Here is a 23,581-nt window from a genome sequence, read left to right on the forward strand (position 1 = left end):
GCGCCCCGTTTTCACGTAATATAGCCTTTAAATGAGATTTGCACCGGGCTCTTTTTTTGCATATAGTTAAGGGAATGAAGAAGAGTCAAACAGATTTAAGTAAAGAACATACCCATCCGTTATCAGGGTGGCTTTCTAATAATTTACGAGGTGAATGATATGGAATTAGCAGAAATTAGAAATGAGCTCGAAAAAACAGCTAAGCGATTAGCGGACTTTAGGGGGTCTCTTTGACTTAGATGAAAAAGAGGCTCGCATTGCAGAACTGGAAAATGAAATGACCGATCCGGATTTCTGGAATGATCAGCAAAAGGCACAAACGGTTATTAATGAGGCGAATGCGCTGAAGGATGCCGTGAATCAGTTGGCAGAAATGACAGAAACGTATGAGAATCTGGATTTGACTTACGAGTTGGTGAAAGAAGAGGACGACGCGGATCTTCGCAGCGAACTGGAAGAAGAAATCCTTGCTTTAGGCGAAAAGATGAATGATTTTGAACTTCAGCTTTTATTAAGTGAAGAATATGATAAGAATAATGCCATTCTTGAGCTTCATCCGGGTGCAGGCGGAACGGAGTCACAGGATTGGGGCTCTATGCTTCTTCGTATGTATACACGCTGGGCAGAAAAGAAAGGCTTTAAAGTGGAGACACTCGATTACCTTCCTGGAGATGAAGCGGGTATTAAAAGCGTTACCCTGCTGATTAAAGGACACAATGCGTATGGGTATCTGAAAGCGGAAAAGGGCGTTCACCGTCTTGTCCGCATTTCTCCGTTTGATTCATCAGGCCGCCGTCACACTTCTTTTGTTTCATGTGATGTTATGCCTGAATTCGATGATAATATTGAAGTGGATATCCGGACAGAGGATTTAAAAATTGATACGTATCGGGCAAGCGGCGCGGGCGGACAGCATATTAACACCACTGACTCTGCTGTACGGATTACCCATATCCCAACCGGCGTAGTCGTGACATGCCAATCAGAGCGGTCACAGATTAAAAACAGAGCACAGGCTATGAACATGCTGAAGTCAAAGCTGTATCAGCGTGAAATTGAACTGCAGCAGGCGCAGCTGGATGAAATCCGCGGCGAACAGAAAGAAATTGGCTGGGGCAGTCAAATCCGTTCTTACGTGTTCCATCCTTATTCCATGGTCAAAGATCATCGAACAAGTACGGAAACAGGTAACGTGCAGGCTGTTATGGATGGAGACATTGATCCATTTATTGATGCTTATTTACGGACTAAAATTTAATCTTCTTCATCTTCTTCTGAGAGGGGAAGATTCAGGCGGCAAACCAACTCCTGCAGAGGGGTGTGTTTGCCGCCTTTTTATTTTGGAACGGCAAACAAATAAAGCGGGTAGGGCATTATTCATGGTATGCGGGCCTTCATCCTATTAGTCCTTTATTGCTTTATCTGAGTATCGTTTACGTAAATAGGACGGGATGCTATACTACCTTCGGTTGAATAATAAGAAAAATGACATTTAATGAGAGCCCTCACTGAAGGGTGCTTAGCAATCTCCAAAAGGATTCATTTTTTATGCTGTAAATGAATTGCAGCCGGAAACGTCTAAAGGAATTTTTGCCTGTGAGCTGGGAGGAAGAATGATGAGAAAAAGGTACAAAGAACCGAAACATCCCATTATTGAGAAACTGACAGAATATGGCTGGGTATTAGCCGGCTCTGCCATTATTGCGGTTGCTTTTAATGTATTCCTGCTGCCTAATCAAATTGCATCAGGCGGAGTAAGCGGGATCAGTACGATTTTAGTTTCAGTTTTTGGCTGGGAGCCGGCTTACATACAATGGGCATTTAATATTCCACTCTTTATTTTGGGCTTGCTCCTGCTGGGCATGCAGTTTGGGGCCAAGTCTCTTGTAGGCACCCTGTTTTTGCCTTTTGTCGTGTATTTGACAAGAAGCTGGGAAGCGTGGACCACGGATGCTCTTCTGGGAGCCATTTGCGGCGGAATTGGTGTGGGCCTTGGTCTTGGAATTGTTTTTCGGGGCAAAGGATCGACGGGCGGAACAGACCTTGCTGCCCAAATCATTCATAAATATACCCATTTATCTTTGGGGACCTGTGTCGCGATGATTGATGGCTTGATCGTTCTGAGTGCAGCCGCTGTTTTCGACATTGAAAAAGGGCTGTATGCGCTGATTGGCCTGTACGTAACAAGTAAAACGATTGATCTTGTTCAAATTGGCTGGAAGCGGTCGAAGATGGCGCTTATTATCACCAATAACGAATTAGAAGTGAAGGATGCAATTATCTATGAGCTGGACAGAGGGGTAACCAGGCTGTCCGGACAAGGCGGTTTTACGGATGATGCCCGGCCGATTCTTATGTGCGTCATTGATCAGTCAGAATTCACTAAATTGAAACAATTAGTGAAATCAGTTGACCCAAAAGCATTTGTCGTCGTTATGGATGCCTCGGAAGTACTTGGAGAAGGGTTCAAACACACTTGATTGCTAAAAATGTTGGTATACTGTGAATATTGTGAGCAAAGACAGAAAGGAGCAGATCAATGAAAAAGAAACTAATCACGTTACTTCTTGGAACGTCCCTTGCTTTGGCTGCCTGCGGAGGCGGGGAAGATTCCGCGAAAAATGAAGAATCATCAGGAACCTCCAATAATTCCGCTGTTTCTGATGGAAGTGCCGGGGCAAAAATCTATGAAAATAAATGCATGTCCTGCCACGGAGGAAATCTGGAAGGCGGGGTTGGTCCTGATTTAACGGATGTCGGGTCAAGAATGTCGAAAGAAGAAATTGAAAAAATTATCGAAGAAGGGGAAGGAGCCATGCCTGGAGGCCTGCTGGAAGGCGAAGCGCTGGAACAGACAGCAAAGTGGCTTTCTGAAAAGAAGTAAAATCCCTCTTGATAAGGTGTTCTGCAGCGTCCCTGTGATAGGGGCGCTTCTCCTCTATTTATGTTCTTTATAAAGAAGAAATCCCTCTCTTACATTTACGCGATTCCTTTGAAATGAAACTGTAATATTAATATGCTTTTTTTGTCAAAAAATGATGTTATAATGTTTGTTGGTTACTTAAGAAGGGTAGATTATATAATTTTTTGTCGAATTAGTAGTAGTTAGCCAGAACAAGATTGATAGATTTTTTTCTATAAATGGTTGGGTGGTTTTTAAATGATAGAAATGATAGATGTGAAGAAGACGTATTCGAATGGCGTTTCGGCTATCAATGGTCTGAATGTCAAAATCAAGCCTGGTGAATTTGTATATGTCGTCGGCCAAAGCGGTGCAGGAAAATCGACATTCATTAAACTGATGTACCGGGAAGAAAAACCGACAAGCGGCAGTATCCTTGTCAATGGGCTGAATCTTACTAAACTTAGAAACTCTAAAGTTCCGTTATTCAGACGGAATATCGGGATGGTTTTCCAAGATTTTAAACTATTGCAGAATTATTCAGTATATGAAAATGTGGCTTTTGCGATGGAAGTTATTGAAAAAGACAAAGAATCCATTAAAACCCGCGTTATGGAAGTTCTTGATTTGGTGGGAATCAAGCATAAAGCAAGAATGCTTCCATCTGAGTTATCCGGCGGAGAGCAGCAGAGGGTGGCCATTGCCCGTTCGATTGTCAATGAACCCAAGGTAGTCATCGCTGATGAACCGACAGGAAATTTGGATCCGGAAACTTCATGGGAAATTATGAATATTTTCGAAACCATTAATAACAGCGGCACGACAGTCATTATGGCAACTCATAACAGAGATATCGTAAATAATATGAAACACCGCGTAATTGCTATAGAAGGCGGAAAAATTGTTCGTGATGAGCAGCAAGGAGATTATGGTTATGAAATTTAGAACATTGCTCCGGCACTTCCGTGAAAGTTTTAAAAACATCCGCCGAAACGGCTGGATGACCTTTGCTTCAGTTAGTGCAGTAACAGTAACATTAATTTTAGTCGGTGTATTTGCCGTCATCATGCTGAACCTTAATCATATGGCGAAAAATGTTGAAGATGATGTAGAAATCAGGGTGCATATCGACAATGCAGCAAATGATGCAGATAGAAAAGCGATAGAGGATAAACTGAATTCCTTGGCCGGTGTGCAAAACGTGACATTCTCTCCGAAGGAAAAAGAGCTATCGAACCTTATTTCTGATTTAGGAGAAAATGGAGATGTATTCAAACCATTCGAGCAGGATAATCCGCTTCGAGATGTGTTTGTGGTTACGACAAAAACTCCGGATGATGTGATCAGTGTTGCAAAAAAAGCAGAAAAATATAACTATGTACAAAGCGTTAAATATGGACAAGGATATGTTGAAAATCTCTTCAGCTTTGTGGATATAGCCAGGAATATTGGAATTGTCCTTATTATCGGCCTGCTATTCACAGCCATCTTTTTAATCTCCAATACTATTAAAATCACAATCATGGCCCGCAGGAAAGAAATCGAGATTATGCGGCTTGTCGGTGCGACCAATACATTCATCCGCTGGCCATTCTTCCTGGAAGGTTTATGGTTGGGCATACTCGGCTCTATTATTCCAATTGCACTCATTGCAGCAGGTTATAAGAAGCTTTACGAATATGCTACTCCGCAAATCACAATTGAATTCATTGAATTGCTTCCTTCGAGCCCATTCATCTATCAAATTGCTTTGATATTGATTGCAATCGGTGCCTTGATTGGGATATGGGGAAGTGTTATGTCCGTCCGCAAGTTCTTGAAAGTTTAATTGCCTCTCTCTCCCGGTGATCCGGGAGGGAATTTCTAATAAAATCCAAATTATGCTCTGTTGTGGGTGTAACTGAACGAGAGTTGCCTTTGACAACAAGTTCTACTACATATAGAAACAGAAGCCAGGGGAAGGGGAACAGCAGCTTGAATAAGAAAATTATCTCATTCAGTACAGCGATTTTGCTTGGACTGAGCAGTGTAGCAGCATTGCCGGTTGCAAAAGCAGAGTCCTTATCCGATTTAAATGATCAAAAGAATTCCATTCAGGAGAAACGTTCTAACGTAAATTCTGATATTAATAAGACAGATAAGAAGATTAATAAAATTGAATCTTCGAAACTGTCAGCAGAAGAACAGATTGAAGAATTATCAGCGAAAATTGATGAATCTAATAAGAAAATTGACGCAAAAAACGCAGAAATAGCAGCAACAAAGGAAGAAATTGAGAAACTGAAAAAAGAAATTGAAGTCATTAAAGAAAGAATTGAAAAAAGAAATGAAGTCTTGAAAGAGAGAGCCCTTTCTTTCCAAGAATCTGGCGGAAATGCCAACTATACAGCTGTTCTATTTGGATCATCCGATTTCAGTGATTTCATTGAACGTGTCGGAGCAGTGGCTACCATTGCCGAGGCAGACAGACAGATTCTGAAAGAACAGGAAGCTGATAAAAAGGCTTTGGAAGAAAAGCAGGCATCTGTAGAGGAGAAGCTTGCTAAGCTGGAAGATATGAAGAAAGAGCTTGAAGCAATCAAAGCAGATCTAAATGATCAAAAGAAAGAAAAAGATGCATTAGTAGAAAAACTGAAAGAACAGAAAAAACATGCGGAAGATGAAAAAATGAGTCTTCAAGAAGAAGAAGAGACTCTTGCAGCTCAGGAAAGTGCAGTTAAAGCTGCGATTGAACTGGAAAAAAGCAGACTTGCTGAGTTAGAAGCAGCCCGTAAAAAAGCAGCCGAAGAAGCGAAGAAGCGCGCAGCACAAGAAGCGGCCGCACAAAAAGCAGCAGAATCTCAGAAGAGTGCAAGCAGCAATTCAAGCAGCTCAGGCAGCTCAAGCAGCAGCGCACCTGTTTCTGCTGCACCAGCCGTATCATCTGGTATGTTCACAAACCCAAGTGCGGGTGTTGTAACATCTTCAATGGGCCCGCGCTGGAACAAGCAGCATGCAGGAATTGATATTGCGAAAGCTGGCACTGTGCCGGTTGTAGCAGCAGCTGATGGAGTAGTGAGCCGTTCTTATACTTCATCTTCTTACGGGAATGTTGTATTTATTACACACCGCATCAATGGTAAGACTTGGACAACTGTCTATGCGCACTTAAGACAAAGAATGGCAAGTCAAGGTCAAGTTGTAGCAAAAGGTCAGCAAATTGGAATCATGGGTAACACTGGTCACTCATTTGGCCAGCATTTACACTTCGAAATTCATAACGGCGAGTGGAATGCTGCAAAATCTAACGCAGTGAATCCATTAAACTACGTAAATTATTAATTAAATGATTTTAAATCAGTCAGGAGCTTGCTCCTGGCTGTTTTTTTGGGCTCTATACTATTTGTTGGGGTATCCATACAATTGTTTGCATAAAAAATGCACGCAAACATCCAATTCTTTTATACTTGAGTTGCCTAGAAACAAGTAGAGAATGGAGTTGCGTGCACATGAATTTTACCATGAATATTCCCGGTTTAAAAGGGGTTACCATTTTAAAAGTAGAGCAGGTGGAGGAAACGATGAGGGTATATGTGGAGATGGAACGCAGCCTCCAGCAGTGCCCTGACTGCGGAGCTCCCACCTCCCGTGTTCACGACTACCGGATCCAAAAGGTTAAGCACTTAAAGTGGTTTGAGAGGAAGACGGATTTATTCTACAAACGCAGACGGTATGTCTGTGCATGCGGGAAGCGTTTTTCGGAACAAAACCCGTTCGTACAGCGTTACCAGCGTACATCTATTGAATGGAATCAGGCCGTGGGCATACGGGCGATTAAAGGAAAGACCTTTAAAGAAACGGGGGAAACCTACGGTTCTTCGTCTTCTACTATTGTCCGCCGGTTTGACCGTTTGGCTCGGAGTGAAATACGTTCTGTGGAAAAGCTGCCTTCTGTGATTGCCATTGATGAGTATAAAGGAGATACACGAGAAGGAAAATACCAGCTCATCATTGCCGATGGAATCACCAAAAAGCCCTTAGATATCCTGCCTAATCGCTATAAGAATACGATTAAACACTATCTTCAAAAGTATGGGGACCAGGTTCAGGTGGTGATCATGGACATGAGCCATTCTTTTAAATCGGCGGTTCAAAGTGCCTTAGGCCGCCCTGTGATTGTGGCCGATCGCTTTCATTTCTGCCGGTATGTCTATTGGGCGCTGGACGGTGTCCGGAGAAGGGTACAGAAAGAGTTTCACCCGTATGACCGCAAGAAGTGCAAACGTATGAAGCATGTCTTTCACAAGGCCTCCGACCGCCTGACAGAAGAAGACAGATGGCATCTGCATCGTTATTTGGATATGTCGGAAGAGCTTAAAAAAGCGTACGAATTAAAGGAAACCTATCGTGGCTGGTTTGTTCAGGCGAAGGAATCTGGATCGGAAGATATAGGGAAGGTCAAACAGGGCCTGAGAGACTTTTATCGACGGGTCCAGGACTCTGGCATTCCTGAAATGGAGAAAGCCATTACCACGCTCCAAAATTGGCAGACAGAAATCTTAAACAGCTTTGTTTATGGGTATTCGAATGGTTTTTTAGAAGGGATCAACAATTCAACGAAGGTTCTTAAGCGAAATGCGTATGGATTCAGGAATTTCAGCCGTTTTCGGGCAAAAATATTATTAACCCATCAGTTTAAAGGAATTGGGATACATATTGGTTAGGGATGGCGATCAGTCGCCACCCCAACATTTGACGGAGAACCTTTTTTTGTGTCTTTTCGGTCTGGCAATCATTCGTCAGAGGGCGTTTTTCCTTCAGGATCTAGGCCACTCGCGGCTCGTCACTTTTCTCTCCTCATAATTTCAGAAAAGAAATCATATAGTGAAATAGATTGAAAGAGAAAAGGAGCGTAATATGGTGAGAAAATGGACAATTCCCCTGAGCGTGGCTGTCTCTCTCACTGTGGGGGCGGCCGGCGGGATGTATTGGACGGCATCTGAACAGGATGAGAAGCAAACTGAACAAAAGCAAACGGAAGGAGAAGCAGAATGGGGCAAAATGGAACAAGCTTACAACTTAATTAAAAATCAATATGTGGAAAAGGTAGAGGACAAGCAATTGATGGAAGGCGCCATCCAAGGCATGCTCTCCACATTGAAGGACCCTTATTCGGTTTATATGAACAAAGAAACAGCGAAGCAATTTAATGAAGCATTGGATTCCTCATTTGAAGGGATCGGAACGGAAATCGGCATGGAGGATGACAAAATTATCGTCGTTTCCCCGTATAAAGATTCGCCGGCAGAAAAGGCTGGATTAAAACCGAAGGATCAGATTCTTAAGATTGACGGGAAGAGCATAGAAGGGTTGGATCTGTACGAAACCAGGTTGAAAATCAGAGGGGAAAAAGGGACGGCCGTTGAGCTGGAGATTAAACGTTCAGGTGTAGCGGACCCTATTGTCATGAAAATTATGAGAGAGGAAATACCCCTGCAGAGTGTCTTTTCTTCTTTGAAAAAAGAAGCAGGTGAAAACATTGGCTATATTGAGCTGACTTCATTTTCCGAAAATACGGCAGCCGATTTTAAAAAAGAACTGACAAATCTTGAAAAAGAGGGCATAGATGGTTTAGTGATTGATGTAAGAGGCAATCCGGGAGGGCTGCTTTCGAGTGTCCAGGAAATTCTTTCTGAACTTATACCGAAAGACAAGCCGTATTTACAGATTGCAGAAAGGAATGGAAATACGCAATCCTTCTATACTGAATTAAAGCAAAAAAAGGAGTATCCGATTGCGGTTCTTACGGATAAAGGAAGTGCATCCGCATCAGAAATATTGGCAGGAGCTCTGCAGGAAGCAGGAGGGTACCCGCTGATTGGAGAAAAGACTTTCGGAAAAGGGACCGTTCAGCAAGCAATGCCCCTCGGTGACGGCAGCAATTTGAAACTGACTTTATATAAATGGCTGACTCCGGACGGGCATTGGATTCACAAGAAAGGGATCAAGCCGGATCTTTCAGTGAAGCAGCCTTCCTATTTTAATGTGCACCAACTGACAGTAGAGAAGGCTATGCAGCGCGATATGAATGATGATCAAGTGAAATATGCACAGGATATGCTAAGAGGACTGGGCTTCGAGACGGGCAGAACAGATGGCTATTTTGACAAACAAACGGAGTTTGCAGTCAAGGCCTTTCAAAAGCGGGAAAAGCTGAAGGAAACAGGAAAGCTGGATGAAAAAACGGCTTCAAGGCTGCAAGCTGATGTCTTAGAGAAAATTCAAGATGAGTCAAATGATGTACAGCTCCTGACTGCTTTGAAATATATTGCGGGAAAAGAATAGAAAGAAAAAGTTCAGAATGGGTGCATTCTGAACTTTTTTGTTTCCATAGAAAAGCCCATCCATTCCAAGCGGAGAAATAAATTCCTAATACGGAAATCAACAGATGACTATAAGCTTATAAACCTTGGAATCACAGGTTTTTTTCTCATCTATCAGATGCAGGGCAGTGATTGTTTTGATAGAATAGCATATAGAGACTAAGTTATTGACGATAAGGTTGGTGGGGAAAAATTGACTTCTGATTGGCTGATTGCATGTTTAATAGGGGCAGGTAAACTATTTCTGCATCCATTGTTTTATCTATCGATCCTCCTAAGCTGTTTGATCGGCTATTTACGAGTAAAGCGTGAGAGGAGAATGTTTACGGCTAAAGTCTTTCCTGTAACACTTGAAATCCGTTCATTATTTTCCTGGGGCATCTTATTGGGAATACTATTATCGATTTTAACTCTTGGAATCGGTATTGTGATCACCTGGCCAGCGGTCATCGTGATGGGAGCTCTCAGTATTCTTCTATCATGGAGTTTCAAGCTGCTGTCTCCTGCATACACAGCAGGAATCACTTTTTTTCTTCTTTATTTTTTACAGGCTCTAGATATCGAAATTCCTTATCTTCAGTCTTTTTCAGAACAAATGAATGATGCAATTTATCCCGCCCTCGCCTTGTTGATCGGCTTGTTGATTATAGCGGAAGGTGTTCTTATCCAAAAAAATGCTGCAAAGAATCCATCTCCCCATCTGAAGCTGTCATCCAGAGGCCAGCCTGTAGGAGTCTATTTATCCAAGCGGCTCTGGATGGTGCCGATGTTTGTGCTTCTTCCAGGAGAAGGCCTGTCAGCCATTTTTGATTGGTACCCTGTATTTACAGCAGGTGAAACTTCTTTCACTCCTCTTCTTCTTCCATATATGCTGGGCTTCTCCCAGCAGGTAAAGGGCAGGCTGCCGGAAGAAGCCATTCGCACGCACGGAAGGCTTATCATTACTTTAGGAGCGGCTGTCACTGCAGCAGCCATTTTATCCTATTGGACGGTTATTGCTGCCATAGCAGCGGCTGGAATCGCAGTGCTGGGACGTGCATTGATCGCTATTTTGCAAAATGCTGCTGACCGTAAATCCGGGTTTTATTTTTCAAAAAGCAGCAAGGGAGTCAAAGTGCTTGGAGTTTATCCAAACTCTCCGGCTGATAAAATGGGGTTAAAAAAAGGGGAAGTCATTTCTAAAATCAATGGTACCAAAGTGAAGGACGAATCTGAATTCTATTTAGCTCTCCAAAAAAATCGGGCTCATTGTAAATTGGAAGTGATCGGTACAAATGGACAGATGCGCTTTGTCCAAAGAGCTTTATTTGAAGGCGAACATTATGAACTGGGCGTGCTGTTTATAGAAGGATTCAGCTCCTCACAAATCGGAAGTGCCGAAAGTGTGTGAAAGGAAGAATGATTTTTCGCCATTCGTACGATAATGAAAGTAAACGTATAAAAGTTAATTTCAGTATTTAAAGTAAGGACGGATTGAATGAATTTCAATAAAATGTTTGAACTGACAGAAAAAACGGAGATCGATACGGAGTCACTTATAACCAAAGTAAATACGGATTTTCTGACCCTCTATCAACAGAAAAACATCAATAGCTACACAGAAACCTTAAAGGATCTATTGGAACTTGCCGTGCATCTAGAATATGATTTTGTCCTGAAATATTTTGGTGCAGCTCCTATTGCTTTTCCTGATGAAAGGTATCAGTTCCAAGAAATCTTCAAGTGTATGGGTACAAGAAAGGGAAATAAGGATTGGTTCCTTAATCTCTTTAGCTTATTTCTAGGAACAGCTGCCGTGTTTAATTTTGATATGAGTGAAGTTGAAAAAAATTTCTTAGAAGAGAAGGACAGCTAAGGATCTTTCTAGTCATAAAAAAGGGCATCGGGAAAACATTCCCAATGCCCTTTTTATTATGCTTCTGGAGCAGCTTCGAATTCTAGTGAAATGGTAATTTGGTCACCGACAAGAACGCCGCCAGTTTCAAGCGCTGAATTCCAAGTCAAGCCGAAGTCACTTCTCTTAATTTTACCTTTGCCGCTGAAACCGGCTTTTGTGTTGCCCCATGGGTCCTGTCCTTGACCTTCAAACGTGATAGAGAAGGTTTCGGGGCGGGTTACTCCAAGGATGGTAACGTCTCCTGTAACATCATACTCGTCTTCGTCTGTCTTTTTAATATCAGTCGATTTGAACGTGATGACCGGGTTGTTTTCTGTATCGAAGAAATCTGCTGAACGCAAGTGATTGTCACGGTCTTCGTTACGTGTATCGATGCTTGCTGCCTGGATAGTGAATTCGATGTCAGCAGTTGTTAAATCAGCAGGGTCTGCAGTAACGTTTGCAGTGAAATCGTTGAAGCTTCCTTTTACCTTTGCAATCATCATGTGTTTAACTGAAAATTCTATAGAACTGTGGGTCGGGTCAATTGTCCATTTTGTTTTTGTCATTTTAATATTCCTCCATTAACATTGTTTTAGTTTGTCTCAAAATAAAATATCTTTAATTAAAGATTATTGAATATAGTGTAATTATATGGCTCCTTCCTGCTTTTGTCAATCGTTTAAAAAAGTTTTTTTTATATACCGGGAAGCGAGGGGCAATAAGGGAAAATAAAGAAGGTCGGAACATAAGCAGACACTCTTTAGAAAAGGAGGAGAATCTATCGGAAGAAATCAATCCTTTAGAATGGATTGGGAGGAAGGGAGAGAATGAAGCCTCGAGCGTATCTATGGAAAGCAGTCATAATCGGAAATTCATGCAGCATAAGCAAAAAAATATCCAATTCCTCTGTGAGAAATTGGATATTTTTTGCTTTGTTCCAGTTTAATTTTCTTAAAATAAATGAAAGTATTCATTCAATCCATTATAAATTCCGGTTGCAGCTTTATTTTGGAAAGTATTGCTGGCAATGGTTCTTTCCTCAATAGGATTGGAAATATAGCCGAGTTCTACTAAAATGGCAGGGATTTCGTTTTGACGAATCACATGGAAATTTCCTGGTTTGATTCCTCTGTTTGTTAGCCCTGTTTCCCTGATTACATTCTTTTGTATCAGTCCGGCCAATTCTCGTTCATCTGCGTAAGTATTCCAATAAAATGTATCGATGCCTTTTGCAGATTTTGCAGTACTTGAATTATTGTGAATGCTGATGAATACGTCAGCTTTATATTTCTTCGAGACGGCAACCCTCTCTGATAGGTTAGGATAGGTATCGCCAGAACGAGTCATGATGACCTTCACTCCTGAGGCCTTCAATTTGGATTCCAGCTTTTTTGCGGTCCGCAATGTTAAATCTTTTTCTTTATTGTACACTCCCACTGCTCCTGAATCTCTTCCTCCGTGTCCTGCATCCAAAATGACAGTCTTACCTTGAAGGCCGTTTGTCATTTGCTTACTGGATAAGTATTGCGAAAAGGCCCAGCCTGTTTTTCCGGAAGCGGTTTTGACTTGGATCCAGTTCCCGCTTCTTTGAACAGATGTTACAGCAGTGCCGCGCTGAGCTTTAGTTACAATGGCTGCTGAGGTGGAATTAGATTTCCGGATATTAAGTATATCTGTGATTACATAATAAGTTTGTCCGGAATCTGCTGTCTGGACAGCTGGAGCATCAACGGAAGCAGAGACTGTGCCGGATGGCTTCGTTTTACTTAAATAGACCATGGAAGCCCACCCGGTTTTGCCTGATGGTGTCATTACCTGAGCCCAGTTCCCGCTCTGTTTTAAGACTGTTACAGCTGTCCCTTTTGGAGCTTTGGTTACGATGTTGGACTCGCTGCTTGCAGACTTGCGTATGTTTAGCGATGATGCCATAACATAATAGTTGCCTGATGGGCTCTGGGCATTTTGGGCACCGTCTTGATTTGCTTCAGAAGGCTTTATGTAACTGATGTACGCTTTGGAAACCCATCCTGTTTTGTTTTTTGAAGGCACATAGACTTTAAGCCAGTTTCCTTTGCTGGAAGTCACATCTAGTGCGGTTCCTTTAGAAAGAGCTGTTAATTGGCTGCTGTTTGCACTGCTGGTTTTTCTTAAGATAAGAGTAGGAACGTTAACATAGGCTGTCTCTTGCAAATATTTAGCTGAAACCCATCCTATTTGTTTTCCGTACCTCACTTTCATCCAGCTGTTTTTTTCACTGATAATAGTGATTCTCTTGCCTTTTGGAATGGCGCCCAGCCTTTTAGAATTAGTGCTGGCCTTTTCCCTGATGATCAGTGAGTCGGCTGCTGCTTTTGCTTCTTTGGCAGCGGCCTCTGCCTGACCGTCTGGAAATGAAAGATTAGATAGAAAGAGAGCTGCAGTTAAAAGCAGAGCAACAAATCTTCTCCGATGTTTCAATAAATTGTCCTCCTTAAAAAATGAAGATTCGCCAAAGATCCTAACCTAGCTGACAACTTGTATATTATTCTACTATTAGGAAAATGAATAGGCAGTTCCCTGAAAATGCTAGTTTTGAATCAAGAATTTTCATCTCTCATCCATTTTTATAGGATAAAAGCAGGGGATCCTCTATATTTTGAATCTTTGACCCTCGTGTTTTTATCGGACTATCCCCGTTTTTTTGTATTAGAATGTCAGGAATGAATCTATATACCTAATGAGGGTGAGCTTTGAAATGTTTTTAAATCTAGTTTTCGGTGGAAAATGGAAAATTATCACAGAAGGTGACTGTTAATAAGCAAGGTGGGACATCACCATGTAAGGATCTTTTAAATCCTAATGATAGTAAAAACTTGGAAATGTTGAGGCCGATAGTATAAAATGATCATACATTCACTATCCTACATTTTTCGGGATAAGGAGATGAACGCATTGATTAAGTTTTTATCTGCTTTATTTTTGCCGGGACTTCTAGTTATGTTTTTTACCAGAGTTACGTATCATCATGTAGTGGGTCTTGTGTTAACGGTAGGTTTAATTACGGCTTCTTCCTATAAAGGCTACACTCACACTTTATGGCTGATCATCGTGGATGCCCTTTCTCTGACAGTAGGTTTCTGGCTTGCCTCGAGGATGATTAAGAAAAAGTCACAAAGCGCCTGAATGGGGGCGCTTTTTATAATAGAAGGAAAACGATTGGTAAGAATAAGTGTTCGCTTTTATTAGTTTGTGATCAAGTCTTTGTGGTAGAATGAGTATATAGATTAGATTCTTTTTCGTTGGAAATAAATAGAAGGTATATGTTAATTATAGATGATTCTTAAATAGGGGGCTGCGTTTTGGAAAAGCACACGTTCGATTTAGTTTCAAAGTATTCACCGCAGGGTGACCAGCCGAAGGCGATTGAAGCTCTTGTAAAAGGAATAAAGGACGGAAAACGGTACCAAACGCTTTTGGGAGCAACGGGAACCGGAAAAACGTTTACTATTTCAAATGTTATTAAAGAAGTAAAGAAGCCGACATTGGTCATTGCTCACAATAAAACGCTTGCAGGACAGCTTTATAGTGAGTTTAAAGAATTTTTCCCTAACAATGCTGTTGAATATTTTGTTAGTTATTATGATTACTATCAGCCGGAAGCATATGTGCCTTCGACTGATACGTTTATTGAGAAAGATGCCAGTATTAATGATGAAATAGATAAATTGCGCCATTCAGCGACCTCTTCGCTCTTTGAACGGGATGATGTCATTATTATTGCCAGTGTTTCTTGTATTTATGGTTTAGGTTCCCCTGAGGAATACAAAGAGATGGTTGTTTCCTTACGGACTGGGATGGAAATCGGCCGAAATGAATTGCTTCACAGGCTTGTGGACATACAGTATGAGCGAAATGATATTGCTTTCCAGCGGGGGACTTTTCGCGTCCGCGGGGATGTAGTGGAAATTTTCCCTGCATCAAGGGATGAACAGTGTGTCCGTGTGGAGTTTTTTGGCGATGAAATCGACCGAATCCGGGAAGTGGATGCCTTGACAGGTGAAATCAAAGGCGACCGGGATCATATTGCCATATTCCCTGCTTCCCACTTCGTAACCCGGGAAGAAAAAATGAAAATTGCAATCCAGAATATTGAAAAGGAATTGGAAGAACGGCTGAAGGAGTTGCGTGAAGATGACCGGCTCTTGGAGGCACAGCGTCTGGAGCAGCGTACAAGATATGATTTAGAAATGATGAGAGAGATGGGGTTTTGTTCAGGAATTGAAAACTATTCCCGTCATTTGACATTAAGACCGTCGGGTTCCACTCCTTACACACTGATTGATTATTTTCCCGAAGATTTCCTGCTGGTCGTAGATGAATCCCATGTATCATTGCCGCAAATTCGCGGGATGTACAATGGAGACCAGGCAAGGAAACAGGTATTGGTCGATCATGGCTTCCGTCTTCCGTCAGCCAAGGATAACCGCCCCCTTCGTTTTGAAGAATTCGAAAAAAAGGTTTCACAGGCCATTTTTGTTTCTGCGACTCCCGGTCCATTTGAATTGGAACACACGCCGGAAATGGTCGAACAGATTATCCGGCCGACGGGTCTGTTGGATCCAAATATCGATGTCCGTCCGATTGAGGGACAGATTGATGATTTGATTGGAGAAATTCAGGACCGCATCAAGAAAGATGAACGGGTATTGGTCACAACCTTGACGAAAAAAATGTCGGAAGATCTGACAGATTATTTGAAGGAAATTGGAATTAAGGTTCAATATCTCCATTCTGAGGTAAAGACATTAGAAAGAATTGAAATCATCCGTGAATTGAGAATGGGGAAATACGATGTACTTGTCGGAATCAATCTGCTGAGGGAGGGACTTGATCTTCCAGAGGTTTCCTTGGTCACTATTTTGGATGCTGATAAGGAAGGCTTCCTTCGTTCTGAACGATCACTGATCCAAACAATTGGCCGGGCCGCACGAAATGCAAATGGTCATGTCATTATGTATGCAGATAAAATGACGAATTCGATGGAACTCGCGATCAGCGAGACGAAGCGGCGCCGTTCAATCCAGGAAGAGTATAACCGAAAACACGGCATTACTCCTCAGACCATTCAAAAAGAAATTCGGGGAGCGATTCGAGCCACCTATGTTGCAGAGGAGGAAGAAGATTACAAAGGCAAAAAAACGCCTGCTCTTGGCAAGATGACAAAAAAAGAGCGGGAGAAAATGATTGCAAGCATGGAAAAGGAAATGAAGGGAGCAGCAAAGGCACTGGATTTCGAAAGGGCTGCAGAGCTGCGTGACCTGTTAATAGAGCTTAAAGCGGAAGGATGACGAAGACATGGCGATGGATAAAATCATAGTGAAAGGTGCCAGGGCCAATAATCTCAAGAATATAGATATCACGATTCCCAGGGATAAGCTTGTGGTCTTAACGGGGTTATCCGGTTCCGGTAAATCCTCTTTAGCCTTTGACACGATATACGCAGAGGGGCAAAGGAGATATGTAGAGTCGCTGTCCGCCTATGCGCGGCAATTTTTGGGACAGATGGATAAACCGGATGTAGATGCCATTGAAGGCCTGTCGCCGGCTATTTCGATTGATCAGAAAACAACCAGCAAAAACCCGCGTTCTACCGTTGGGACGGTGACGGAAATCTATGACTATTTACGTCTTCTTTTTGCGAGAGTCGGACGGCCTACATGCCCCATCCACAATATAGAAATCACCTCTCAGACCATTGAACAGATGGTGGACCGGATTTTAGAATATCCTGAGCGGACGAAGCTGCAAATTCTGGCACCAATCGTTTCAGGCCGAAAGGGAACACATGTTAAGGTTCTGGAAAGTGTTAAAAAAGAAGGCTATGTCCGGGTAAGAATAGATGGGGAAATGTATGATCTTGGAGAAGAAATCAATCTGGAGAAAAACAAAAAACATTCGATTGATGTGATCATTGACCGGATTGTGATTAAGGAAGAGATCGCTTCCCGTCTGGCTGACTCGCTTGAGAGTGCTTTGAAACTTGGGGAAGGAAAAGTCATCATCGATATAATCGGGGAAGAAGAGCTGCTGTTCAGCGAACATCATGCCTGCCCTTATTGCGGTTTCTCTATCGAAAAATTGGAACCGAGGATGTTTTCATTCAACAGTCCTTTTGGCGCTTGTCCAGACTGCGACGGATTAGGATCTAAGCTTGAAGTGGACCCAGAACTCGTAGTGCCAAATAAAGAACTCAGCCTGAGACAGCATGCCATTGCACCATGGGAGCCGACCAGTTCGCAATACTACCCTCAATTGCTGGAAGCTGTTGCCAATCATTTTAATATCGATATGGATACACCAGTTCAAGACCTGCCTAAAGATCAAATGGATAAGATTCTGAATGGTTCTGGGAATGAAAGTATTCATTTCCGCTATAAAAATGACTATGGCCGGGTTCAGGAAGGATATATGAAGTTTGAAGGCGTCCTGAAAAACGTGGAGAGACGTTTTAAAGAAACCAGCTCAGATTATATTCGGGAGCAAATGGAAAAGTACATGTCAGAACGGGCCTGCCCAACCTGTAAAGGCAAACGTCTAAAAAAGGAAAGTCTGGCTGTATTGATCAATGGAAAGCAGATCAGTGAAACTACCTCCTATTCGATTGAAGAAGCTTTGGACTTCTTTAAAGGGCTTGATCTGACTCCGAAAGAACAGGCGATTGCAAAATTGATTTTACGGGAGATTGAAGAAAGACTTGGTTTTCTGGCCAATGTAGGCTTGGAATATCTGACGCTGAGCCGAGCATCTGGCACACTTTCCGGGGGTGAGGCACAGAGGATCAGGCTTGCGACCCAAATTGGATCCAGGCTGACCGGTGTGCTGTATATCCTTGATGAGCCTTCCATCGGGCTGCATCAGCGTGATAATGACCGGCTGATTTCTACCTTGAAAGAAATGAAGAACATTGGCAATACCTTGATCGTTGTGGAGCATGATGAAGATACAATGCTTGCGGCTGATTACTTAATCGATGTAGGGCCGGGAGCAGGTGCGCACGGCGGCGAAATAGTATCGGCAGGAACGCCTGAAGAAGTTATGAAGGATAAGAATTCTTTGACAGGTCAGTATCTCTCCGGTCAGAAATTTGTGCCGCTTCCGTTGGAACGGAGAAAAGGGGACGGCCGTTTCATTGAAATTAAGGGAGCAAAAGAGAATAATTTAAAAAATGTGAACGTGAAATTTCCGCTTGGTGTTTTCACAGCCGTCACCGGTGTATCTGGATCGGGGAAAAGTACATTAATCAATGAAATTCTCCATAAATCACTTGCCCAAAAGCTGAACAGGGCGAAGATAAAGCCAGGTGCGTTTAGAGAAATCAAAGGAACCGAGCATCTCGATAAGGTAGTTGATATCGACCAGTCTCCGATTGGCAGAACACCACGATCCAATCCGGCGACATACACAGGAGTTTTTGATGATATCCGGGATGTATTTGCCTCAACGAATGAGGCGAAAATCAGAGGCTATAAAAAAGGCCGTTTCAGTTTCAATGTTAAAGGCGGACGCTGTGAAGGCTGCCGGGGGGACGGAATTATCAAGATTGAGATGCACTTTTTGCCAGATATTTATGTTCCTTGTGAAGTCTGTCATGGGAAAAGGTATAACCGTGAAACGCTTGAAGTGAAATATAAAGGAAAAAATATTGCGGACATCCTGGATATGACTGTAGAAGAGGCTGTTGTATTTTTCGAGAATATCCCGAAGATCAAACGCAAGCTGCAGACGATTTATGATGTCGGTTTGAGCTATATCAAACTTGGCCAGCCGGCGACTACACTGTCCGGCGGAGAAGCGCAGCGGGTGAAACTGGCTTCTGAGCTTCATCGCCGCTCGACGGGAAGATCCTTCTATATCTTGGATGAGCCGACGACAGGTCTGCATGCGGACGATATTGCCAGGCTGCTTGTTGTCCTTCAAAGGCTTGTGGAAAATGGCGATACCGTTTTAGTTATCGAGCATAATCTGGATGTGATTAAAACTGCCGATTACATTATTGACCTTGGACCTGGAGGAGGAGACAAAGGCGGAACAATCGTTGGGACTGGAACGCCTGAGGAGATTTGTAAATTAGAGGATTCCCATACTGGGAAATATTTAAAATCCGTGCTGGAACGGGATAAAACCCGGATGGAACAGAGAATGGAAAAGGCTGCGGAACGAGTATAAACAGCAAGCTGGCGAAGGCCGGCTTGCTTTTTTGATTGCCTTTCACTTGAGCTTATAGGGAAATCAGTCTGACTGGCAATTTATATGAAAAGGGACTGGCGTTTATGTCATAAATATTAGCATTTAGAATAAAGTCGTGTAGAGGGACTCATGATGGATTTGTAGAATTCTGTATCATGATGTTTAATCAATCGTTTGATTAATTGGGTGGGAAAATGGTTATTTCCAAGGAAATAAAGAAGGGGGAACATGAGAAGCTTGTCGCTGGAACTGTGTCGAACCACGTATTGCGGGCTTTATAAAAGAATTTTGAAACTATAACATCTTGTGGGCGTATTATTAAACAAACAGTTTTTGAAAGTGAGGGAAATCAGATGGAAGAAGAAAAGAAGAGGATCCTGACCATGCTTCAGGACGGGAAAATTACCGCAGAAACAGCGTATAAGATACTAGAGGAGTTAGAACAATCCGAGAAGGAGAACGAACAGAAAGGACAGCTGCTTAAAAATGAATTATCTGCTGATATAAAGGAAGTAGAATCTGCTGGGAAAAAGGAAGAACAGTGGAAGCAGAATATCCAATCTTCAAAGGATAAAGTGATGGATTTTATTGAAAGTGCGGTTAAAAAGATTAAGGAAGTGGATCTGGATTTCAATTTTGGCAAATCGGTGGATGTATCACATATCTTTCAATTTGGCCCGCAAGATCTATCCAAGGTGTTGGTTGATATAGCTAACGGTAAAACAGAAATTGTGGCCTGGGATCAGCAGGAAGTGAGAATAGAGTGCAGAGCCAAGGTATATCGGATGGAGGACCTTGACGAGGCAAGGGAGACGTTCCTTAAGAACACCAAGGCTTCTTTAGATGATGGATCATTGCTGTTTAGAGTTCGTGAAAAAAGTATAAAAGTAGAAACGACAATCTATGTCCCAGACCGGCTGTATGAAGAAATTGAAGTAAGGATTTTCAATGGTTCAATCGGCGGAAAAAGACTGAATGCGGAAAAGCTGAAGGCAAAAACGGCTAATGGCGCTATTAAGCTCCAAGAAGTAACCGGAGAGGATTGCGAGCTCGAAACAGGAAACGGTGCAATTGAACTGGGCAGTTCAACTTACGGCAAACTTGAAGCAGAGACTTTAAATGGCACCATCCATATTGATGGTTCGTTTGAAAAGGCAGATGTTCAATCGTTTAGCGGGCAGGTACATCTTTTGAATAAAAAAACCGATTGCGAGTCCATGAAGGTGAGAACGACAACCGGAAAGATTCAGATGTTTCTGCCTGTGGGGACACCAGTCTCAGGGGAACTAAAGACAAATTTGGGCGGTTTTACAGTGAATGTAGAAGGGATATCCATTATAGAGGAAAAAAGTGAATCACTTCAAAAGGTCATGCGGTTTAAGACAGCAAAAGAACCTCAGCCCCAGCTGCACATTTCAGCTGATTCGAAAACAGGTCAAATTGTTATCACGTGATGACTAAACAAGAGCCGGGAGGACCCGGCTCTTGTTTAGTCTGTTTTAATAATAGCATCATAGCCTTTTTTTATGAGCTCTTTTGCGAGGGCTTCTGCTTTCTTTTTATCCTTGAAGGCTCCTGTCTGGACTCTGTACAACTTGCTGTGATCACTGGCAGCAACTGTGCTTAGGCTGAAAAACTCTGTAACAGCATCGGCAATTGCTTTTCCGCATAATTGACGATAACTGTCCGATTTCAGTAAGTCAGCTTCCGTCCGATTGGTCATAAAGCCGCATTCCAGCAGCACGGCAGGACATTTGGTTTGTTTTAATACATAGAAATTCCCTGTCTTGATCCCTCGGTCTTTCAAACCGGTGGCTGTAATCATTTTATTTTGCAGCAGGCGTGCGAATTCTGCTGCTTTTTTAGGCTGTGAAGTATATACATAAGTTTCAACTCCGTTTGCCTCATTCCAGCTGCCGCTGCCGTATGCATTAGCGTGAATGGAGATAAACAGGTCTGTGCCGGATGCATTGGCTTTATCAGTCCGTTCTTTCAGCGGTACATCCCGGGTGTCTTCATGTGTGAAGAGGATTTGAATCTCTTTAAATTTTGCCAGCAGGCTTTTAGCATGATTGGCAGCGGCCCGGTTAAATTCATATTCCTTCATCCCGTTTGGTGAGCGTTTGCCCGGCGTCGAGTAGCCATGTCCTGCATCAAGTACGATTCTCATTTCCATCATTCTCCTTTCTGGTTTCATTTCTATAATCAATGGAGCAAGAGATAAAGTATTGCTCTTTCAAAAAAACGATCTGAATAATCACACTTTATTATCATGCATAGTTTGGTTATGTCTAGAAAAATGCTAAAATAGAAAAAGCATGTACATAAAGACATAATGGCTTCATGAGGAGGTTTAAAGATGGCGAAAGTCCGTATAAAAGATGTAATCGAGGCGTTGGATCTGGAGCTGGTAAGCGGAGAAGAAGGGGTTAACCGGCCGATTGTCACCAGTGATCTGTCTCGCCCGGGTCTGGAAATTGCCGGATTCTTTGATTATTATCCTGCTGAACGGGTTCAGCTGCTTGGAATGACGGAATTATCCTTTTTTAATAAGCTGAATGCCGCTGACAGAAGGCAGCGGATGGAGGAATTGTGCCGGGATTTTACGCCGGGAATTATTGTCACAAGAGGTTTGGAAGTGCCAGCAGAGCTGCTTGAAGCTTCTGAGCGTGAATCTGTTCCGGTTATGAAATCAAATATGAAGACAACGCGGCTGTACAGCCGTTTGACGAACTTTCTTGAAAGCCGGCTTGCCCAGACTACAGCTGTACATGGTGTATTAGTTGATATTTACGGGGTTGGCGTACTTATTACAGGAAAAAGCGGTGTCGGTAAAAGTGAAACGGCTTTGGAACTGGTAAAGCGCGGACATCGATTAGTTGCAGACGATGCAGTCGAGATTCGCCAGGAAGATCAAGATACTTTAGTTGGAAAGGCTCCGGAACTGATTGAGCATCTGCTGGAAATCCGCGGGCTGGGGATTATCAACGTGATGACTCTATTTGGGGCCGGTGCAGTGCGCAGTAATAAAAAAATCTCCCTTGTGATCCATTTGGAACTATGGGAAAAAAACAAGCAATATGACCGGGTTGGTTTGGATGAAGAGAAAATGAAGATCATCGATACAGAACTGACGAAAATGACAGTGCCGGTCCGTCCGGGACGAAATTTATCGGTCATTATTGAAGTGGCAGCCATGAATTTCCGTCTGAAGCGGATGGGTGTCAATGCAGCGGAGCAGTTCGCGAATCGGCTGAATCATGCGATCGCTGAAGGCGACCACGATGATTTGTAAGAAATCGCTATAAAAGCTGGATGATGCGCCGTATTGCGGTGAGAAGATTCAGCTTTGATGAAAATACTCTGTATGAAGAGCTAAGAAAAGAGGGAAAGAAATGGAACAAGGACCGCAGCCGTTAAACCCGATTGCTATCCAGCTTGGGGCATTTGAAGTCCATTGGTACGGCCTCATCATTGGATTCGGTTTATTATTAGGACTTATTATTGCGTTAAGGGAATCGGAAAGAAGGGGAATTTCGAAGGATACTTACATAGATCTTATATTGTTTGCAGTGCCTGCTGCAATCATCTGTGCCCGCATTTACTATGTAATCTTTCAATGGGAGTATTACTCTCAAAATCCCGGAGAAATCATTCAAATATGGAATGGCGGGATTGCAATCCATGGTGCACTGATTGGTTCGGTTTTGACCGCATACATATATGCAAAGGTGAAGAAAATTTCCTTTTGGAAACTGGCTGATATCACTGCGCCAAGCCTTTTGCTCGGGCAGGCGATCGGACGCTGGGGGAACTTTATGAACCAGGAAGCATACGGGGAAGAAGTTTCGCGGGCATTTTTAGAAAATATGCACCTGCCTGATTTTATAATTAATCAGATGTTCATCAACGGAGCCTACCATCACCCTACTTTTTTGTATGAATCGCTCTGGAATATTGCGGGCGTTATTATTCTTTTATGTTTAAGAAAAGTGAATTTGCGCAGGGGCGAGCTATTCTTGACATATGTAATCTGGTACTCCATCGGCCGTTATTATATAGAAGGAATGCGTACGGACAGCCTGATGCTGACAGAATCGCTCCGGATGGCCCAGGTCATCTCGATTACACTTATTATTGTAGCGATTGCTCTTATTATTCTTCGAAGACTTCTGGGATTTGCCAATAAAAAATATTTGGACGAATAAGCAG

General features: G+C 42.6%; 19 protein-coding genes. 16 read left to right on the forward strand and 3 right to left on the reverse strand.

Going from position 1 to position 23,581, the window contains the following annotated elements; all coding sequences use genetic code 11:
* Positions 1-159: 159 nt before the first annotated feature.
* The 10 genes from prfB to BQ4305_RS14735 all read left to right on the forward strand — a co-directional run bounded on the left by prfB (position 160) and on the right by BQ4305_RS14735 (position 11,119).
* A protein-coding gene (prfB, locus tag BQ4305_RS14690; RefSeq protein ID WP_234396975.1) for a peptide chain release factor 2 occupies positions 160-1,258 on the forward strand; the annotation gives its coding sequence in 2 pieces (ribosomal slippage) (positions 160-222 and positions 224-1,258; 1,098 coding nt in all).
* Positions 1,259-1,616: 358 nt separating this feature from the next.
* Positions 1,617-2,480 carry a YitT family protein gene (locus BQ4305_RS14695; protein WP_110928471.1) on the forward strand — a complete coding sequence of 288 codons (864 nt, stop codon included), beginning with the start codon at positions 1,617-1,619 and terminating at the stop codon, positions 2,478-2,480.
* Positions 2,481-2,539: 59 nt separating this feature from the next.
* Positions 2,540-2,884: a cytochrome c551 gene (cccB, locus tag BQ4305_RS14700; RefSeq protein WP_110928472.1), complete on the forward strand. Its 345-nt coding sequence runs from the start codon at positions 2,540-2,542 to the stop codon at positions 2,882-2,884.
* Positions 2,885-3,160: 276 nt separating this feature from the next.
* Positions 3,161-3,847 (forward strand): cell division ATP-binding protein FtsE, encoded by a 687-nt coding sequence (ftsE, locus tag BQ4305_RS14705; protein ID WP_110928473.1) that lies wholly within the window; start codon positions 3,161-3,163, stop codon positions 3,845-3,847.
* Positions 3,837-4,730 carry a permease-like cell division protein FtsX gene (gene ftsX / locus BQ4305_RS14710; RefSeq protein ID WP_110928474.1) on the forward strand — a complete coding sequence of 298 codons (894 nt, stop codon included), beginning with the start codon at positions 3,837-3,839 and terminating at the stop codon, positions 4,728-4,730. Before ftsE ends, ftsX begins: the two co-directional genes overlap by 11 nt.
* Before the next feature lie 146 nt (positions 4,731-4,876).
* Positions 4,877-6,223: a murein hydrolase activator EnvC family protein gene (locus BQ4305_RS14715; protein ID WP_110928475.1), complete on the forward strand. Its 1,347-nt coding sequence runs from the start codon at positions 4,877-4,879 to the stop codon at positions 6,221-6,223.
* A gap of 161 nt (positions 6,224-6,384) precedes the next feature.
* Entirely contained in the window at positions 6,385-7,605 is a 1,221-nt protein-coding gene (locus tag BQ4305_RS14720; RefSeq protein WP_199880690.1) for an ISL3 family transposase, read from the forward strand.
* A gap of 196 nt (positions 7,606-7,801) precedes the next feature.
* Positions 7,802-9,226 carry a S41 family peptidase gene (locus tag BQ4305_RS14725; protein ID WP_407640166.1) on the forward strand — a complete coding sequence of 475 codons (1,425 nt, stop codon included), beginning with the start codon at positions 7,802-7,804 and terminating at the stop codon, positions 9,224-9,226.
* Positions 9,227-9,457: 231 nt separating this feature from the next.
* Positions 9,458-10,654, forward strand: a complete 1,197-nt coding sequence (locus tag BQ4305_RS14730; RefSeq protein WP_110928477.1) for a PDZ domain-containing protein — start codon at positions 9,458-9,460, stop codon at positions 10,652-10,654.
* An 87-nt stretch (positions 10,655-10,741) separates the two neighbouring features.
* On the forward strand, positions 10,742-11,119 hold the full coding sequence (locus BQ4305_RS14735) for a hypothetical protein (protein ID WP_110928478.1): 378 nt from the start codon (positions 10,742-10,744) through the stop codon (positions 11,117-11,119).
* Positions 11,120-11,175: 56 nt separating this feature from the next.
* On the opposite strand, the gene BQ4305_RS14740 is transcribed toward BQ4305_RS14735, so the two are convergent.
* Positions 11,176-11,709, reverse strand: coding sequence for a YceI family protein (locus BQ4305_RS14740; protein WP_110928479.1), 534 nt, complete (start codon positions 11,707-11,709; stop codon positions 11,176-11,178).
* A gap of 385 nt (positions 11,710-12,094) precedes the next feature.
* Complete coding sequence (locus tag BQ4305_RS14745; protein ID WP_110928480.1) at positions 12,095-13,600, reverse strand: N-acetylmuramoyl-L-alanine amidase family protein; 1,506 nt, start codon at positions 13,598-13,600, stop codon at positions 12,095-12,097.
* Positions 13,601-14,065: 465 nt separating this feature from the next.
* Here BQ4305_RS14745 and BQ4305_RS14750 point away from each other — a divergent pair, with 465 nt between their 5' ends.
* From BQ4305_RS14750 to BQ4305_RS14765, 4 genes are all read left to right on the forward strand, one after another.
* Positions 14,066-14,305, forward strand: coding sequence for a CsbA family protein (locus tag BQ4305_RS14750; RefSeq protein WP_110928828.1), 240 nt, complete (start codon positions 14,066-14,068; stop codon positions 14,303-14,305).
* Between the two features lie 176 nt (positions 14,306-14,481).
* Positions 14,482-16,470: an excinuclease ABC subunit UvrB gene (uvrB, locus tag BQ4305_RS14755; RefSeq protein ID WP_110928481.1), complete on the forward strand. Its 1,989-nt coding sequence runs from the start codon at positions 14,482-14,484 to the stop codon at positions 16,468-16,470.
* Positions 16,471-16,477: 7 nt separating this feature from the next.
* On the forward strand, positions 16,478-19,348 hold the full coding sequence (gene uvrA / locus BQ4305_RS14760; protein WP_110928482.1) for an excinuclease ABC subunit UvrA: 2,871 nt from the start codon (positions 16,478-16,480) through the stop codon (positions 19,346-19,348).
* Between the two features lie 374 nt (positions 19,349-19,722).
* Entirely contained in the window at positions 19,723-20,823 is a 1,101-nt protein-coding gene (locus BQ4305_RS14765) for a DUF4097 family beta strand repeat-containing protein (RefSeq protein WP_110928483.1), read from the forward strand.
* Between the two features lie 35 nt (positions 20,824-20,858).
* On the opposite strand, the gene BQ4305_RS14770 is transcribed toward BQ4305_RS14765, so the two are convergent.
* Positions 20,859-21,539: an N-acetylmuramoyl-L-alanine amidase gene (locus BQ4305_RS14770; RefSeq protein WP_110928484.1), complete on the reverse strand. Its 681-nt coding sequence runs from the start codon at positions 21,537-21,539 to the stop codon at positions 20,859-20,861.
* Between the two features lie 189 nt (positions 21,540-21,728).
* Here BQ4305_RS14770 and hprK point away from each other — a divergent pair, with 189 nt between their 5' ends.
* Both hprK and lgt read left to right on the forward strand, forming a co-directional pair.
* Positions 21,729-22,664, forward strand: coding sequence for an HPr(Ser) kinase/phosphatase (gene hprK / locus BQ4305_RS14775; protein ID WP_110928485.1), 936 nt, complete (start codon positions 21,729-21,731; stop codon positions 22,662-22,664).
* A 100-nt stretch (positions 22,665-22,764) separates the two neighbouring features.
* Positions 22,765-23,577 carry a prolipoprotein diacylglyceryl transferase gene (lgt, locus tag BQ4305_RS14780; RefSeq protein WP_110928486.1) on the forward strand — a complete coding sequence of 271 codons (813 nt, stop codon included), beginning with the start codon at positions 22,765-22,767 and terminating at the stop codon, positions 23,575-23,577.
* Positions 23,578-23,581 lie beyond the last annotated feature (4 nt).

The sequence above is a fragment of the Bacillus massiliglaciei genome, assembly GCF_900098925.1.
GTDB lineage: Bacteria > Bacillota > Bacilli > Bacillales > DSM-1321 > Peribacillus > Peribacillus massiliglaciei.